Source organism: Rhizobacter sp. OV335 (assembly GCF_900142965.1).
In the GTDB taxonomy this organism is placed as follows: Bacteria; Pseudomonadota; Gammaproteobacteria; order Burkholderiales; family Burkholderiaceae_C; genus Rhizobacter.
This window is the reverse complement of sequence record NZ_FRCQ01000057.1, coordinates 1-13672: the sequence shown is the minus strand read 5'-3', so window position 1 is coordinate 13672 and position 13672 is coordinate 1. Positions and strand designations below refer to the sequence as shown.

Here is a 13672-nt window from a genome sequence, read left to right as displayed (position 1 = left end):
CCCCATCAGCGGCCCCATCAGCGGCCCCATCAGCGGCCCCATCGACACGGACCCAGGCACGAACGCCATCGCGTTCGACACCTACAACCAAGTCACGGCTGATACCGCGCAAACGCTGTGCAGTCGCGGCGATTCTCCGGGCGGCAATGCGCACCTCGTGCCGGCGGTCATGAGCGCCTCTCAAGTCCGCCGCCTCACACCCACGGAGTGCGAAAGATTAATGGGCTTCCCCGACGACTACACCCGCATCCCCTCCTGGGCCGGCTGGCGAAAGATGGGCTCCGACGAGAAGCCCGAGCAATGCATCGCCGACGGCATGGAGGTGAAGCAGAACAAGAAGACTGGTCGGTGGCGCGTGAAGGATGTCGACGGCCCCCGATACAAGGCCCTCGGCAACAGCTGGGCCATCCCGAACGTGCGCTGGATCGGCGCCCGCATCGACAACGCAATCCGCGAGGCCGCATGAGCAGCGACGACAGCCTGTCCCAGGGCACCCACGGATTCCGCGCTGCAGGCACTGGCTTGGCGATGACCCGGAATTGCTTCGTCGGTCAGCACCACGTGATGCACACCGCCGGCTCGATCTTCCTGCGCTTCGGCGGGGCGAAGGTCTGGTGCTGCGCTGGGTGTGCGGAGAAGCGCGCGGCCCGGCGCGCCGAGAAAGCCGCCGCATGAGCCGCCTCCTCGACACCCTGCTGCCGCCCGAGCGCCTGCAGCCCGCGCCGGCCGACATCTACGAGCCCCACTGCGTCATGCAGTGGAGGGAACAGATGGCCGCCATGGATGAGACCGGCGGCCTGCACACCCCCACCCCGAAATCCTCGGAGGCTGCATGCACCAGCTGACCCTCGCCGACGTCGACCAACCGCGCGCGCTGGCTCGCCGGTCGGACCCGACCACCAGCCACCTCGCCGCGCAATCGGCGGCCGAGCTGCAGCTGACGCACTTCACGGTGATCCTCACCTGTCTGAAGAAGCACGGCCCGCTGGGGAAGGATGGCATCGCCGCGCGCTCGCGCTTGGACGGCGTCCAGATCTGCCGCCGGCTGGTGCAGCTCGAGCGCAAGGGCTTCGTCAAGCAGACCGGCAACCTCGTGCCGAGCACGAGCGGCCGGCCCGAGAGGGAGTGGGCTCTGGCATGACCGAAGTGCGCCTCGCACCATACCCAGCCAAGACAAAAGCGAAGGGCTGGCGCTTCGAGATCGACTACGAGAAGGTCGACCAGTCCGACACCTGGTCGCTCGCGTCCGAGATCCCGATGGCGCAGCCCGCGCTCCTGATGATGTGGCTGATGGCCTGGACGATGGAGCCGGTTGGCTCGATGCCGAACGACCAGAACATCATCCGCGCGAAGTGCAAGATCCCGCCCGCCGTGTGGGTGAAGGTCGGGCCGATCCTCATGCGCGGCTGGTGGCTCGCTGACGACGGTCGCCTGTACCACGACACCATCGTGCAGCGCGTGCTGGAGATGCTGGAGTACCGCCGGAAGGAGGCGGAACGCAAGGGGCGCACCCGCGGTGGTCACGCGGATGTCCCTGACATGTCCCGCGGGACATCCACCGGACAGGCGCAGGACTCCACTGTGAGTCACGACACCGGAACCGGAACCGGAACCACTCCTTCACTTCGTGAAGAAGAAAAGCCGGCACGCAAGCGCGCCGCCTCGCCGGCATGCCCTGACGGTGTTGACGCGCAGACCTGGTCCGACTTTCTCGACCTGCGGCGCAAGAAGAGCGCCCCGGTCACGAAGACCGTCATCGATGGCGCTGGCCGCGAGGCTGTGAAGGCTGGCATCTCGCTGCAGGCGTTCCTCGAGATCTGGTGCTTTCGCGGGACGCAGGGCCTCATGGCCGACTGGCTGAAGCCGCACGAGTTGCAGCGCGCACAGGCGCCGACCTTCCGTGAGCGTGACGCTGAAGCCGCTGCTGAGCGCGTCGCTGAGATGACCGGCGGAATCCTCGACAACCGCAAGGGCACCAAGCCCGCCACCATGGAGATCTTCGATGCCACTCCCCGCCTCGTGGGTTGACAGCCTGTTCGCCCGCCTGCTGGTTCGCTACGGCGACGACTGGCTGCGGAAGTGGAATGGCGTGCCGATGGATGCCGTGAAGGCCGACTGGGCCAGCGCGCTGGATGGCATGACGCCGCCGTCGATCAGCTACGCCCTGGACCACCTGCCACCCGACCGGCCGCCGACCGCGACGCAGTTCCGCGTGCTGGCGCGCGGCCGGCCGGACTACTTCGAGCACAAGCAGCTGCCGGCGCCGAAGGCGACCGATGCGGTGGTGGCCGAGGTGGTCGGCAAGGCCCTTGCGCCGAAGCCGGATGCCGACCCGAAGGCGCAGGCGCGCCGGCTGCGCGAGCGAGAGATGGCCGGCGAGCGCCTGAACCCATTCCAGCGATCGGCGTGGCGTGCCGCGCTGCGCAACGAACCCGAAGGACAACCCCAATGACCCTCCACCGAGCCCGAAAGCTTCTGGACCAAGTCCGCCGCGGTGCTGATGCGCCGCAGCGCGAGATCGACGAGGCGCTGATCGCCACCGGCGACATGGACGACGACTGGCCCACGGTGCAGCGCGTCCTGGCGGTCGACGAGTGGCCGCGCAAACCGCCCGGCCTCGCGCCGGCGCAATGGCACGAGGTGATCGCATGAACGCCTACCCCAAGACCCGGAAAGAGCGCGCCGGCACGCTCACCGCCGCAATCCTGAAGATCGCCCGCACGCCGGCCGGCTACGTCTTCACGGACGAGCTCGAAGGCTTCTCGAACACCGACCGCGTGAAGTTGCGACGCGCGATCGAGAACCTGGTCACCGTCAGGAAAATCCACCAGCTGCAGATCGCTGGCACATCGAGCTTTCGGTACTTCGGCAACTTCGAGGACCGCGAGCGGCTCGCCCAGGATCAACCGGAGCGGCAGCCGAAGGCCTACCAGAAGCGGTCCGGGAAAATCCCGACGTTCACGAACCAACCGAAGCCCCCGGCGGGCGGCCCGGCGCGCTTGCCCGGCGAGCCGCTGATCACCGCCGCGACGAAGGTCACCTACGGCCGCAGCCCCTCGAACCCGACGCGCACTAACACCCATTCGGAGGCAGCGTGAGCCTCGATGAATTCTGCGACTGGGGCGGCGCTGGCGCGATCGTGTTCGTGCTGGGCGCTGCCATCGCGGTCCGTGGCCTGCTGATGCTGGCCTGGGGCGCGAAGGGCGCGGCCCTGACCGCAGCAGCCTGCCTGGTTGGAGGGCCTTGCCTGTGAGCGACGCCTTCGACCGCATTTGCCGCACGAAGGAGCAGGCCCACGAGGCCGCGCGCCAGGGCTACGCACACGCGCAGGCCATCCTCTCGAACGGCGCGCCGGTGCGCGTGCTGGTCGAGCAGCAGGAGGACGACCGCAGCGTCCAGCAGAACCGCTTCTACTGGGGCCCGGTGCTCAGCGAGATCAGCGAGCAGGCCGTCATCGAGGGGCAACGCTGGGTCTCGGAGGCGTGGCACGAGCTGTTCCGCCGTCAGTTCCTCGGCTACGAGGTCGTCAAGGTCCGGGTCGCCGGCAAGAAGCGCCCGACCATCATCCGCCGCCTGCGCAGCACCACGAAGCTCAAGGTGCGCGCGATGGGCAACTACCTCGACCAGGTGCAGGCCTTCGCCGCCACCGACCTTGGCGTGCGCTTCAGCGTGCCGAAGTGGCAGGAGTACCAGGGATGAAAGTCCTCTTCCTCGACATCGACGGCGTGCTGAACAGCACCCGCACCTGCGTCGCCTTCGGTGGGTTCCCGATGCAACTCGACCACATCGCGGCTTTCGACCAGGTCGCGATCCGCCTGCTGCAGCGCGTCTGCGACAACACGGGCGCGAAGGTGGTGCTGTCGTCAGCGTGGCGCCTGCACTGCAACTTCGCCGACGCCGGCCGCGCGTTCGGCCTCCCGATCATCGACCGGACCGACAACGGCATGGGGCCGCGTGGCAGCCAGATCCAGCGCTGGCTCGATGCGCGCGATGACATCGAGGCCTACGCCATCATCGACGACGACTCCGACATGCTGCCGCAGCAGCTGGCCAGCTTCGTCAAGACGAACGCAGAGGATGGCGTCACGTGGTCGAGCTTCAAAGCGCTGTGCCGCATCCTCGGTGCCGATCCATACGAGGGCCAGCCGCGCAATCGGAACTGGCAGCAGGGCGGCCAGCAGCTCGACTGGAGCGACCAGTGAAGCGCACCCCCATGGCGCCCGGCAAAGGCTTCAAGCGCCCCGACGCCGCCGAGCTGCGGAAGAAGCAGGCCGAGGCGCGCCTGAAGGTGCCAGTGCTCCGGCCGAAGGCGTGCAAGGCCTGCGGCGACCGCTTCACGCCGGCGCGCAAGGGCCAGGCCGCCTGCGGTATCGAGTGCGCCCTGCAGGTGGTGGCTGATGCGAAGGCGAAGAAGGAGCGCATCGCCACGCGAGCCGCGAAGGCTGCAGCCCGGCCGCGCTCCTGGTGGCTGGCGAAGGCGCAGGAGGACTTCAACGCCTACATCCGCGCCCGGGACGCCGATCGCCCGTGCATCAGCTGCCTGCGGCACCACGACGGCAGCTACGACGCTGGCCACTACCTCACCACCGGCGCCCGGCCCGAGTTGCGCTTCACCGAGACCAACGTCCACAAGCAGTGCGTGCCCTGCAACCGACACCTGCACGGCAACCCGGTCCTGTACCGCGCTGAGCTCGTGCGCCGCGTCGGGCTGCCCGAAGTCGAGCGGCTCGAAGGCCCCCACGCCCCGCTGAAGCTGACCATCCCCGACCTGCAGGCCCTGCGGGATCACTACCGCGCCGAGTTGCGCGAACTCAAAGCGAGGATCGAATGACACACGACCCAAGGGAATGGGACTTGACAACAGAAGCTGACGCGCTGCGGCGCACCCATGAAATCGGCATGAAGATCGCCGAGACATGGGCTGGCGTAGATGAGGCGCCAGGATTTCACAGGCTCCCGGAGAAGGCCCTATGCCCAGACCCGGAGCACGGCCTGCCGAACTTCCTCTACATCCCATCCGGCATGCGCTACGTGCACTACTGCCCGACCTGTCGGCAGAAGAGCGTGGCTCAATCCCCGCACGCCACATGCACCGTTGCGCGCTGATCACCGCCCGCGAGAAGTTCGCGGCCAGCAAGCCGGCGGCTGAGACGCCCGGCACAACGAAAGGAACGAGATGAACGAAGGTGAAATCAAGAGCGGCACGATCATCGGCCACGCGGGCCTGGGAGCGGCGATCGGCGGCTTCGCCGACGCGACCATGGGCAAGTGCATGGCTCAGCAGCGGCAGCAGCTCGATGCCACGGTGCGCGTCACGGTCGAGCTCAAGGCGATCCGCAGCTTCGCAGATGCCCTGATGTACGCGAAGGACGGCCAGTGCGTCACCCGTGCTGGTTGGAACGCCGCCGGCCAGCACGTCGAAGCGCAGTACCCGGACCACAACTCGAAGATGGGTGCGCCCTACCTGGTGCTGAAGAACGCCCAGGGCCTGCTGGTGCCGTGGGTGCCGAGCCAGGGCGACCTGTTCGCGAACGACTGGGCCGTGCTGCCGCGCTGATCGCATGAACCCGCTGCCCGGCTGCACTGGCAAGAACCGCTTCACGCGGTTCAGCGCTGCTGCGGCCGCGGCAAAGCGGATGCGCAGGCAGATGGACGACGCGATCGTCCACGCCCACCACTGCCCCCACTGCCACGACTACCACGTCGGTGAGTCGATCGGCGCGCCAGTTCAGCGCCGAGAGCGCCGCAAGGAGCCCACCGAGTGAGCCACAACCTGAGCCATGGCCGCCGCCGCGACTGGTTCACCATCGTGCGGGCCCTGATGCGCGTCGGCGTGCCGATGAAGGAGATCGCCCGCCGAGTCGGGCGGGACCCCACGACCGTTCAAGGATGGACGGAAGGGGGAGAACCCCGCGAATCTGACGCCAGAATCGTGCTGGCCCTGTTCGCAAAGCACTGCCCGAGGCAGTACATCGACCACGAGCGCCGGTTCCGTATCGCCCTGGAGATCGCAGCGATGGACCGGCGCCAACAGGTCATCAAGGTGGGCGAGAGCCTGCCGCTACCGTTCACGGAGACCACATGAAAACCGCCGCCACCTTCCTCCTGGCCCTGCTGCTCACCGCCTGCGGTGGTGGCGGGACCGAAACCACCACGCACCGGAGCATCGATGCTCCGGACTGCTCAGCCTCGGGGGTTTGCGACTGATGGGCAATCAACTGATCCAGCGCCTTGCCACGCAATCCGGCATCGCGGCGCACTTCGAGGGCCGCGACGGCTATGGGGCCTATGAGCCAGTTATCGCCGCCTTCGCCACTCTGGTGGCCGAGGAGTGCGCCCAGATCGCGGAGAGCGCGGCCGACGGCCTGCAGGACAGCACCTTTGAGGGTGTTGGCCGGGAGATCCGCCGCCAGTTCGGGGCGCCCCCAGCATCCTCAACGCGACGCGCGATGTCTCCAGAGTCCGTGGCGGCAGCCATCAATGCCGTCTACGACCACTTCCACGCGGCGGACAGGAAGTTGCGAGACATCACGCGTGGCATGAGCGCCGAAGAGCTTGCCGCGGCCGGCAAGCCCGGCGCGGACCTGATCCGCCAGGACGACTGGCGCACTGTGGTGCTGAAGAACGTCCGGGAGACGCAGAAGCGCCTCGACCCGCCCGGCGGCCCGTGTCGTTGCGCAGTGCTCTGCGTGCCAGCGGCGAAGAAACACGCGGGAGCAGCGCCCGCCATTCTCGAATTCCGCATCGACTGGCTGCGCACCGCCTCGGACGAGGACATCCTGCGCGCCATCGACGCTTCGGAGGCCCCGCGATGACCACCACCCAGGAGATCATGGAGACCTTCGATGCGGTCTGGTGGGAGGCGATGCACCTGCCGCCGCGCACCCTGGTGCTCGACCGCTTGACGATGGAGGTTATCGAAGTCGTCAGCGCCGAGCAGCGCTGGCTGGACCGCCTGAACTCGCCGGCCGGGCTGAAGGCGCTGTTCCCGGCGCTGAAGGGCTGACATGGGCCGCCCCTCCAAGCTGAGTCCCGCCCAGTGGGAAGAAGTCGAGCGCCGGCTGGCCGCAGGGGAGGGCGCGAGCGATCTCTCCCGCGAGTACGGGGTGCATCCATCGCAGGTGACGCGGCGAGTTGCGCAAAAATCGCAAAAGGTCCGTGAGGTTGCGCAAAAGGTTGCGGAAGCCCAGACAGCGCTGGCTGAATTGCCGGTCGCGCAGCAGTACAGCGCTCTCTCGCTCGCCGAGACGATCGGCAACGTGATGAAGAGTTCGGCCAAGGCGGCGGAACTCGGAGCCAAGACAGCGCATCGCCTCCAGGCGCTCGCCAACACGGAGGCAGCCAAGATCGACGACGCCAACCCTGGAAGCGGCGCCTCCGAGGCGTCCCTTCGGACCGTCGCCATGCTGACGAAGGTGTCGAACGAGGCGGCCGCCATGGGCATGGGGTTGATCGCCGCGACGAAGGATCGGATGGCCAAAGCCGAGGAGGCGGAGCGGCAGTCCGGCGTGATGGCCGGCCCACTGCGCCCGCAGCTGACCCGCGATCAGTGGCTCAAAACGCACGGGCTCGCCTGAATGTGGATTCCCCAGCCCGGCGGGCAACTCCCTGCGATCGAGGCCGACTGGTGCGATGAGCTGTTCTACGGCGGCGAGCGCTACGGCGGGAAGAGCGACTTCCAGCTCGGCTACCAGGAGGACGGGGCGCTGCGCTTCGGCAAGCACTACCGGGGGATCATGTTCCGCAAGACCTACCCGGAGCTCGAGGAGCTGCAGGCCCGGGCGATGGAGGTGTTCCCGCAGGAGGGGGCGACCTACAAGACGCAGCCCAGCGCCGAGTACCCGTTCTCGAACTGTTGGTACTGGCCGAGCGGCGCCAGCGTCAAGATGCGCTTCATCGAGGCGGAGAAGGACTACGGCAAGTACCACGGGCACCAGTACTGCCGGATCAGCTTCGACGAGGTGACCGAGTACGCGAGCCCGGCCGGCTTCCTGAAGATGCTGTCATGCCTGCGCAGCCCGTACGGCATTCCATGCACCGTGCGGCTGACCGGCAACCCGGGCGGCATCGGGCACGTGTGGGTCAAGGGCCGCTACATCGACGTGACCAGGCCGATGACGCCTTACGTGGACCCCGAGACCGGCTTCGTCCGCATGTTCGTGCCGTCGAAGATGGCGGACAACCGCATCGGCATGCAGGCGGACCCGGGCTACAAGAACCGGCTGCTGGCCGCCACCGCAGGCAACGAGGCGCTGCGCAAGGCATGGTTCGAGGGCGACTGGGACATCGTGGCCGGCGCGTTCTTCGAGAACTGGCGCTCGGCGCTGCACAAGATACCGCGCTTCACCCCACCGAAGCACTGGACGCGCGGCCGGTCGATGGACTGGGGCGGGGCTCATCCGTTCTCGGTCGGCTGGTGGTGTGTGGCCGAGGACGAATGGGTGAAGATGTCGGACGGCAGCGAGCGACAGTTCCCGGCCGGCGCACTCATTCGCTACCGCGAGTGGTACGGGGTGGAGCGCGACGCCGGCGGCAACGCAAACCCGGACGTCGGCATCCGGATGGACATCGAGGACATCGCCCGCGGCATCAAGGCGCGCGAGGCGGGCGAGACGATCAACGAGCAGATGAGCCCGGCCGGCACCGACCTGTGGACGACCTCCAGCGGCCCGTCGCTGTTCGAGCGCATGGTCAAGATCGACGAGCACACCGGCCCGCGCTTCATGCGCGCCGACACCAACCGCGTGGCCGGCTGGCAGCAGGTGCGCGGCCGGCTGAACGGTGAGGACGGCAAGCCCATGCTCTACGTCACCGAGGATTGCCGGGATTTCCTGCGCACGTTCCCGGCCCTCCAGAACGACCCGAACAAGCTGGAGGACGTCGACACCAAGGGCGAGGACCACGTGGGCGACGAGACGCGGTACATGTGCATGGCGCGCCCGTGGAGCACCGTCAAGAAGCCGCGCGTCTTCACCGGGCCGCCGGCATGGTCCCTCGACGGCATCATCAAGCGGGACGAGGAAGAGAAGCGCCGGCTGCTGCGGGGCTGAAACGCGGGGAAAACGCCAGTCGGGTCACGGCTCAATGGGTGCATGCACTCGACGCCTGAACTCGCCCTGGACTTCACGCACCGCCGCTCGATCGACGCGGCCGACCTGAAACGGCTGGTCGACCCGGCCGTGATCTTCGAGGGAACGCACGTCGACGAGGACGGCGCTGTCGCCTACCTGTACACGGTGGCCGGCGTCCTGGACGGCACCAACATCTTCACGCTGGCCGGCGGCTGCACCGTCGGCGGCGACGCGATCCTGATCCACGCTGACAGCCGCGAGCACGCGGACCTGCTGGCCGGGATGGGGCTCGAGGACACGATCAACGCGCTCGGCGCCGAGGACGAGCGCTACATCGACGCGCAGGCCGCCCTCGCGCGCCTCGCCACCCTGAATCCGGTCCAGCGCCTGGAGCTCGCCACCAAGCCCGCGGCCGACAAGTCCGACGCCTTCGTGAACGACGTGGACGCGATCCGGCCGCTGATCGGCGACGACATCGTGCTGGCTTCCGGGGGCGTGAAGCACTGATCACCACGGGGCCGGTGCAGCCCCTCGCTGTGCACCCGGCTGGCAGGGCTGTCCTCTGCGTCAAAGGAACGAATCATGTCCGTCAAGACCAAGTCCCTCGGCTCCGCCGGCTCCGCCGTCGACCTGCTGCTCATCACCGGCGGCACCAACGCCACCCCGATCGTCGCTACCTTCGCCGCCAACAGCGGGCTGAAGACCGGCGACAAGGTGGCCATCGCCGGTGTCACCGGCCTCACCGCTATGAACGGCGAGTGGACGCTGAACATGCTGACCGCAACGACCGGCCAGCTGGTCGGATCGGTGGGCAACGGCGCCTACGGCGGCACGCCGCGCTGTGCGCAGGTGTTCGACACCACGCCGCTGATGAACAGCCACTCTGCCGGCCTGGCGGTGGGCGGCAACCTGGTCGGCACGCTGGTTCTCACCTCGTTCGCCAGCCTGGCCGAGTTCACCGCGAACGACAACTCGCTGTTGGGCGCCGTCCCCGCGCCGATCCAATCGATCGCGCTGCAGGGCGTCACCAACGTGAACGCCACGTCGGCCAGCTCGGCCACCAAGGCCACCTCCACGGTGGTGATGGCGGCGACCAACGCTGCCATGGTGGCCGAGGTCAAGCTGTCGCGCTACATCCACGCGACGATCAGCGCCTACACCTCCGGCACGGCGTCGCTGGCGCTCGAAGGCTGATAGATGGCCGACCTCGTTCCGTCCACATCGCCGCAGCCGGCCCAGCCACAGCAGGGCGAGCGCGTCGTGTCCGACCAGGACAAGGCGCTCGCCAAAGAGTGGATGAGCCGCATCGAAGCGGCGATCAAGCGGACCGAGGCGGCCACGAAGCGATTCGCCACGAACCGCCAGCGGCTGCAGGGCAAGAACCCTGACGCCGAGGGCAAGCCGTACCGGACGAACCTGTTCTTCTCGAACCTTGCCAGCATGCGGCCCCAGGTGTACGCGAAGGACCCGGAGTTCTCCGTCAAGCCGCGCAAGGGCGTGCCCGAGGCCCGGCTGAAGATGGTGCAGGGGTTCTGCGACACCGCCGAGGCGCTGCTGCAGAAACTGCTGGTCGAGGACGCGCGGCTGAAGAAGCGCACGAAGCGCCAGCTGACCGCGGCCTACACCACTGCCGTGGGCTGGACGAAGGCTCAATGGCAGGAGGACACGAAGACCGACACCGCAATCATCGAGCGGATGAAGGACACGCAGGACAACATCAACAAGGTGGAGGCCCTGCGCGCCGAGCTCGACGACCCGTCGACCACCGACCACGAATTGAAGCTGGCCGAGCTCCAGCAGACGCTCGCCGGCCTGGAGTCGCAGAGCGAGGTGACCGTCTGGCGCGGTCCGGTCTACGACTTCGTGAAATCCGAGGACGTGATCATCCTCGACGAGTCCGTCGAGGAGGTGCAGGACTACCCGCGCGCCGACGCGATGGCGCACCGGGTGTGGATGACGCCGCAGAAGTACAAGGCCTGGGCCGGCTACGAGGCGAAGAAGGCCAAGCGCTACAAGCCGAAGGCCGCCGACGGCTCGACGCAGGACGCGAGCGGCGGCGATCAGCACCGCTGCCTGCTGTGCGTCTACGAGGTGTGGGACCAGACGTCGAACCGCGTGCTGTACGTGTGTGATGGCGAGGAAGGCTTCGTCAAGCCGCCGATGTCGCCCGACTGGACCGGCCGGCAGTGGTATCCGTTCTTCCTGATGCTGTTCAACGAGGTCGACGGGGCGTTCTACCCGCAGTCGGACGTGGAACTCATCACCCAGCTGGTCAACGAGTACAACACCAATCGGGACGACCTGGTGCGCGACCGGAAGTTCGCGCTGCCGCTCAACGTGGTGCGCAAGGGTGGAGCACTGACGCCGACCGACGTCACGAACATCACCAACCGCCAGGGCTCCGACGTGATCGTCGTCGAGGGCAATGGCGGCAAGCCGATCGGCGACGACATCTTCAGCGGCACGCTCGGGAACATCAACCCGACGGCCTACGACACGGCGCCGGCGCGCGGCGACATCGAACAGACGCTCGGCGGCGGGGACGCGAGCCGCGGCACGGTCACCCAGGCGAAGACCGCCACCGAGGCGGAGATCCTGGCCCAGGGCCTGCGCAGCCGCAGCAGCGAGCGCACCGACATCACCGAGGACATGCTCTCGGACGTGGGCGCCTACGTGCTCGAGATGTGCCTGCGCAAGATGACCGAGGCCGAGGTGCGAGAGATCGCCGGCGAGGAGGCGGTGTGGCCGCAGATGACTGCCGACCAGATCTTCCGGCAGGTCAGCGTGCGGGTGCAGGGCGGCAGCACGGGCAAGCCGGACCGCCTGCAGGATCAGGACCGGTGGACCAAGGTGCTGCCGGTCATCGAGAAGGCGCTGGCCCAAGTCACCGAGCTGCGCGCCAAGGGCGATACGCAATCGGCCGCCGCGGTCGTGGCGCTGGTCAAGGAAACGCTGCGGCGCTTCGACGAGCGGCTCGACATCGAGCAGTATCTGCCGGCGCCGAAGGAAGGCGAGGACGGGCAGGGCGCGCCGGACCCGATGCAAGATCCGCGCGTCCAGCAGATCGGCCAGCAGATGCAGGAGAAGATCCAGGAACTCACCCAGCAGGTGCAGGACCTGGAGGCGCAGCTGAAGAGCAAGGCGGACGAGGCGCAGGCCACGGTCGCCGTCGGCCAGGCGAACGCCCAGCGCGATGTGGAGGTGGCGCAGATCAACGCGCGCCGCGACATCGAGGTGGCGAAGGTGACAGCGCCGATCGAAGCCGAAGCCAAGGTCATCGTCGCTCGCATCCAGGCCGCGGCCGCCCCGGCGACGGACACGCTGCCGGCCGCGACGCCGCTGCCCGATGTGCCGCCGATCGAGCAGATGGAGACGGAGCCGCTCGAGCAACTCGCGCCCAGCGATGAGCCGGACGACTACGGCTCCAGTGGGCCGCTGTAAACGCGGGGAAAACACCGCACCGGCTGCATGACGATGCCCGCACAACAGAACTGACCAACCGCCGCCATGAAACTGCACCGCTTGTTCCGACGCTTCTGCCTCATGAACGCCCTCGACGAAGGGGGCGGAGGCGGAGGTGCGATCGACACGTCGGTGCCGGCGGAGGTGGTGGCGCCCGACGCCGCAGTGGTCCCGGACACGCCCGTCGTTGATGCGGCTGCGCCCAAGACGATGATGGAGGCAATGTTCCCGACGGGTGCCGAAGAGGTGCCGCAGGGACAGCCGCGCGACGAGGCGGGCCGGTTCGCCGCGAAGGTGGCGGCCGATGCAGCTGCTGCGGCGCTGACCGGCGCGAAGCCAGCGGTCCCGGGCGCACCCGTCGTCCCCGCTGCGAAGCCCGCCCCCGACGACCTGAAGATGCCCGAGGGCCTGAAGCCGGAGTCGCAGCAGCGCTTCCAGTCGATGGCGAACGAGCTGCGCGAACTCCGCCCGCTGCGCGAGCAGGTCGACACGCTGGAGCGGCAGATCACCCCGATCAAGGAATCGCTCGTCCACAACAAGGTGGAGCCGGTGCAATTCCAGCAGGCGGTCGGCGTGATCGGCATGATCAACAGCGGCGACTACGCCGGCGCCATGGGCGTGCTGCGCGAGCAGATGCAGCAGCTGGCCCTTCTGACCGGTGAGCCGGCAGCCGGCGCGATCGACCCGCTCGAGAAGTTTCCCGACCTGCGCGCGGCTGTGGACGGCATGCAGATCACCGAGAAGCACGCGATCGAACTCGCACGCGGTCGGTGGCAGCAGGGCCTCGTCGAGCAGCGCACCCAGCAGCAGCGCCAGCAAGAAAACACCCAGGTCGAGCAGCAGCGTGTCGTCGACGGCGCCCTCGGCCAGATCGACCAGTTCGTCAAACAGAAGGCACAGACGGACATCGACTACCCGGTCATCGAAGAGATCCTGCTGCCGCAGGTGCAACAGATCATGGCCACGTCGCGGCCCGAGCAATGGCGCGGCCTCATCGAGACCATGTACCAAACGATCAAGGCCACAACCGGCCGCGTCCGTCAGAGCGTGCCTTCGACGGCCGGGAACATGTTGCGACCATCCGGCGCGTCGTCTGCGCAAGCAGCACCTCGCGACGGCTTCGAGGCGATGTGGAATAA

The 13672-nt window shown here is 67.9% G+C and carries 23 protein-coding genes and 1 pseudogene; all 24 read left to right on the top strand.

The window, feature by feature from the left end:
* Positions 1-4 precede the first annotated feature (4 nt).
* The gene (locus BUE42_RS31045) at positions 5-466 is read left to right on the top strand and encodes a DNA cytosine methyltransferase (RefSeq protein WP_369823029.1); all 462 of its coding nucleotides are present in this window, start codon (positions 5-7) and stop codon (positions 464-466) included.
* Positions 463-675, top strand: coding sequence for a hypothetical protein (locus BUE42_RS31040; protein WP_073469338.1), 213 nt, complete (start codon positions 463-465; stop codon positions 673-675). Before BUE42_RS31045 ends, BUE42_RS31040 begins: the two co-directional genes overlap by 4 nt.
* Positions 672-845 (top strand): hypothetical protein, encoded by a 174-nt coding sequence (locus tag BUE42_RS33270; protein WP_159445530.1) that lies wholly within the window; start codon positions 672-674, stop codon positions 843-845. Before BUE42_RS31040 ends, BUE42_RS33270 begins: the two co-directional genes overlap by 4 nt.
* The gene (locus tag BUE42_RS31035) at positions 833-1141 is read left to right on the top strand and encodes a hypothetical protein (protein ID WP_073469336.1); all 309 of its coding nucleotides are present in this window, start codon (positions 833-835) and stop codon (positions 1139-1141) included. The genes BUE42_RS33270 and BUE42_RS31035 overlap by 13 nt, the downstream gene beginning before the upstream one ends.
* Positions 1138-2028 (top strand): hypothetical protein, encoded by an 891-nt coding sequence (locus tag BUE42_RS31030; protein ID WP_143171873.1) that lies wholly within the window; start codon positions 1138-1140, stop codon positions 2026-2028. The genes BUE42_RS31035 and BUE42_RS31030 overlap by 4 nt, the downstream gene beginning before the upstream one ends.
* Complete coding sequence (locus tag BUE42_RS31025; protein ID WP_073469331.1) at positions 2003-2452, top strand: hypothetical protein; 450 nt, start codon at positions 2003-2005, stop codon at positions 2450-2452. The genes BUE42_RS31030 and BUE42_RS31025 overlap by 26 nt, the downstream gene beginning before the upstream one ends.
* A complete protein-coding gene (locus BUE42_RS31020; RefSeq protein WP_073469329.1) occupies positions 2449-2652 on the top strand; it encodes a hypothetical protein in 204 nt (67 codons plus the stop codon). The genes BUE42_RS31025 and BUE42_RS31020 overlap by 4 nt, the downstream gene beginning before the upstream one ends.
* Entirely contained in the window at positions 2649-3098 is a 450-nt protein-coding gene (locus BUE42_RS31015) for a hypothetical protein (protein ID WP_073469326.1), read from the top strand. Before BUE42_RS31020 ends, BUE42_RS31015 begins: the two co-directional genes overlap by 4 nt.
* Positions 3095-3253: a hypothetical protein gene (locus tag BUE42_RS33265; RefSeq protein ID WP_159445529.1), complete on the top strand. Its 159-nt coding sequence runs from the start codon at positions 3095-3097 to the stop codon at positions 3251-3253. The genes BUE42_RS31015 and BUE42_RS33265 overlap by 4 nt, the downstream gene beginning before the upstream one ends.
* Positions 3250-3699 carry a recombination protein NinB gene (locus BUE42_RS31010; protein ID WP_073469323.1) on the top strand — a complete coding sequence of 150 codons (450 nt, stop codon included), beginning with the start codon at positions 3250-3252 and terminating at the stop codon, positions 3697-3699. Before BUE42_RS33265 ends, BUE42_RS31010 begins: the two co-directional genes overlap by 4 nt.
* Positions 3696-4202 carry an HAD domain-containing protein gene (locus tag BUE42_RS31005; protein ID WP_073469321.1) on the top strand — a complete coding sequence of 169 codons (507 nt, stop codon included), beginning with the start codon at positions 3696-3698 and terminating at the stop codon, positions 4200-4202. The genes BUE42_RS31010 and BUE42_RS31005 overlap by 4 nt, the downstream gene beginning before the upstream one ends.
* Positions 4199-4831 (top strand): recombination protein NinG, encoded by a 633-nt coding sequence (locus BUE42_RS31000; RefSeq protein ID WP_235002730.1) that lies wholly within the window; start codon positions 4199-4201, stop codon positions 4829-4831. The genes BUE42_RS31005 and BUE42_RS31000 overlap by 4 nt, the downstream gene beginning before the upstream one ends.
* Positions 4832-5176: 345 nt before the next feature.
* Positions 5177-5557, top strand: coding sequence for a DUF2829 domain-containing protein (locus BUE42_RS30995; RefSeq protein ID WP_200799068.1), 381 nt, complete (start codon positions 5177-5179; stop codon positions 5555-5557).
* 4 nt (positions 5558-5561) lie between these two features.
* On the top strand, positions 5562-5765 hold the full coding sequence (locus tag BUE42_RS30990; RefSeq protein WP_073469318.1) for a hypothetical protein: 204 nt from the start codon (positions 5562-5564) through the stop codon (positions 5763-5765).
* Complete coding sequence (locus tag BUE42_RS30985; protein ID WP_073469316.1) at positions 5762-6085, top strand: hypothetical protein; 324 nt, start codon at positions 5762-5764, stop codon at positions 6083-6085. Before BUE42_RS30990 ends, BUE42_RS30985 begins: the two co-directional genes overlap by 4 nt.
* The gene (locus BUE42_RS34155) at positions 6082-6207 is read left to right on the top strand and encodes a hypothetical protein (protein WP_255376920.1); all 126 of its coding nucleotides are present in this window, start codon (positions 6082-6084) and stop codon (positions 6205-6207) included. Before BUE42_RS30985 ends, BUE42_RS34155 begins: the two co-directional genes overlap by 4 nt.
* Positions 6207-6815: a hypothetical protein gene (locus BUE42_RS30980; RefSeq protein WP_073469314.1), complete on the top strand. Its 609-nt coding sequence runs from the start codon at positions 6207-6209 to the stop codon at positions 6813-6815. The genes BUE42_RS34155 and BUE42_RS30980 overlap by 1 nt, the downstream gene beginning before the upstream one ends.
* On the top strand, positions 6812-7006 hold the full coding sequence (locus BUE42_RS30975) for a hypothetical protein (RefSeq protein WP_073469312.1): 195 nt from the start codon (positions 6812-6814) through the stop codon (positions 7004-7006). Before BUE42_RS30980 ends, BUE42_RS30975 begins: the two co-directional genes overlap by 4 nt.
* Position 7007: 1 nt before the next feature.
* Positions 7008-7577 carry a helix-turn-helix domain-containing protein gene (locus BUE42_RS30970; protein WP_073469310.1) on the top strand — a complete coding sequence of 190 codons (570 nt, stop codon included), beginning with the start codon at positions 7008-7010 and terminating at the stop codon, positions 7575-7577.
* Positions 7578-9050, top strand: coding sequence for a terminase family protein (locus BUE42_RS30965; RefSeq protein WP_073469308.1), 1473 nt, complete (start codon positions 7578-7580; stop codon positions 9048-9050).
* 42 nt (positions 9051-9092) lie between these two features.
* Positions 9093-9578 (top strand): hypothetical protein, encoded by a 486-nt coding sequence (locus BUE42_RS30960; protein WP_073469306.1) that lies wholly within the window; start codon positions 9093-9095, stop codon positions 9576-9578.
* A 75-nt stretch (positions 9579-9653) separates the two neighbouring features.
* Positions 9654-10265, top strand: coding sequence for a hypothetical protein (locus BUE42_RS30955; protein WP_073469304.1), 612 nt, complete (start codon positions 9654-9656; stop codon positions 10263-10265).
* Between the two features lie 3 nt (positions 10266-10268).
* Positions 10269-12512: a hypothetical protein gene (locus tag BUE42_RS30950; protein WP_073469301.1), complete on the top strand. Its 2244-nt coding sequence runs from the start codon at positions 10269-10271 to the stop codon at positions 12510-12512.
* Between the two features lie 66 nt (positions 12513-12578).
* Positions 12579-13672 (top strand): annotated as a pseudogene (locus BUE42_RS30945) (hypothetical protein); the annotation flags it as partial.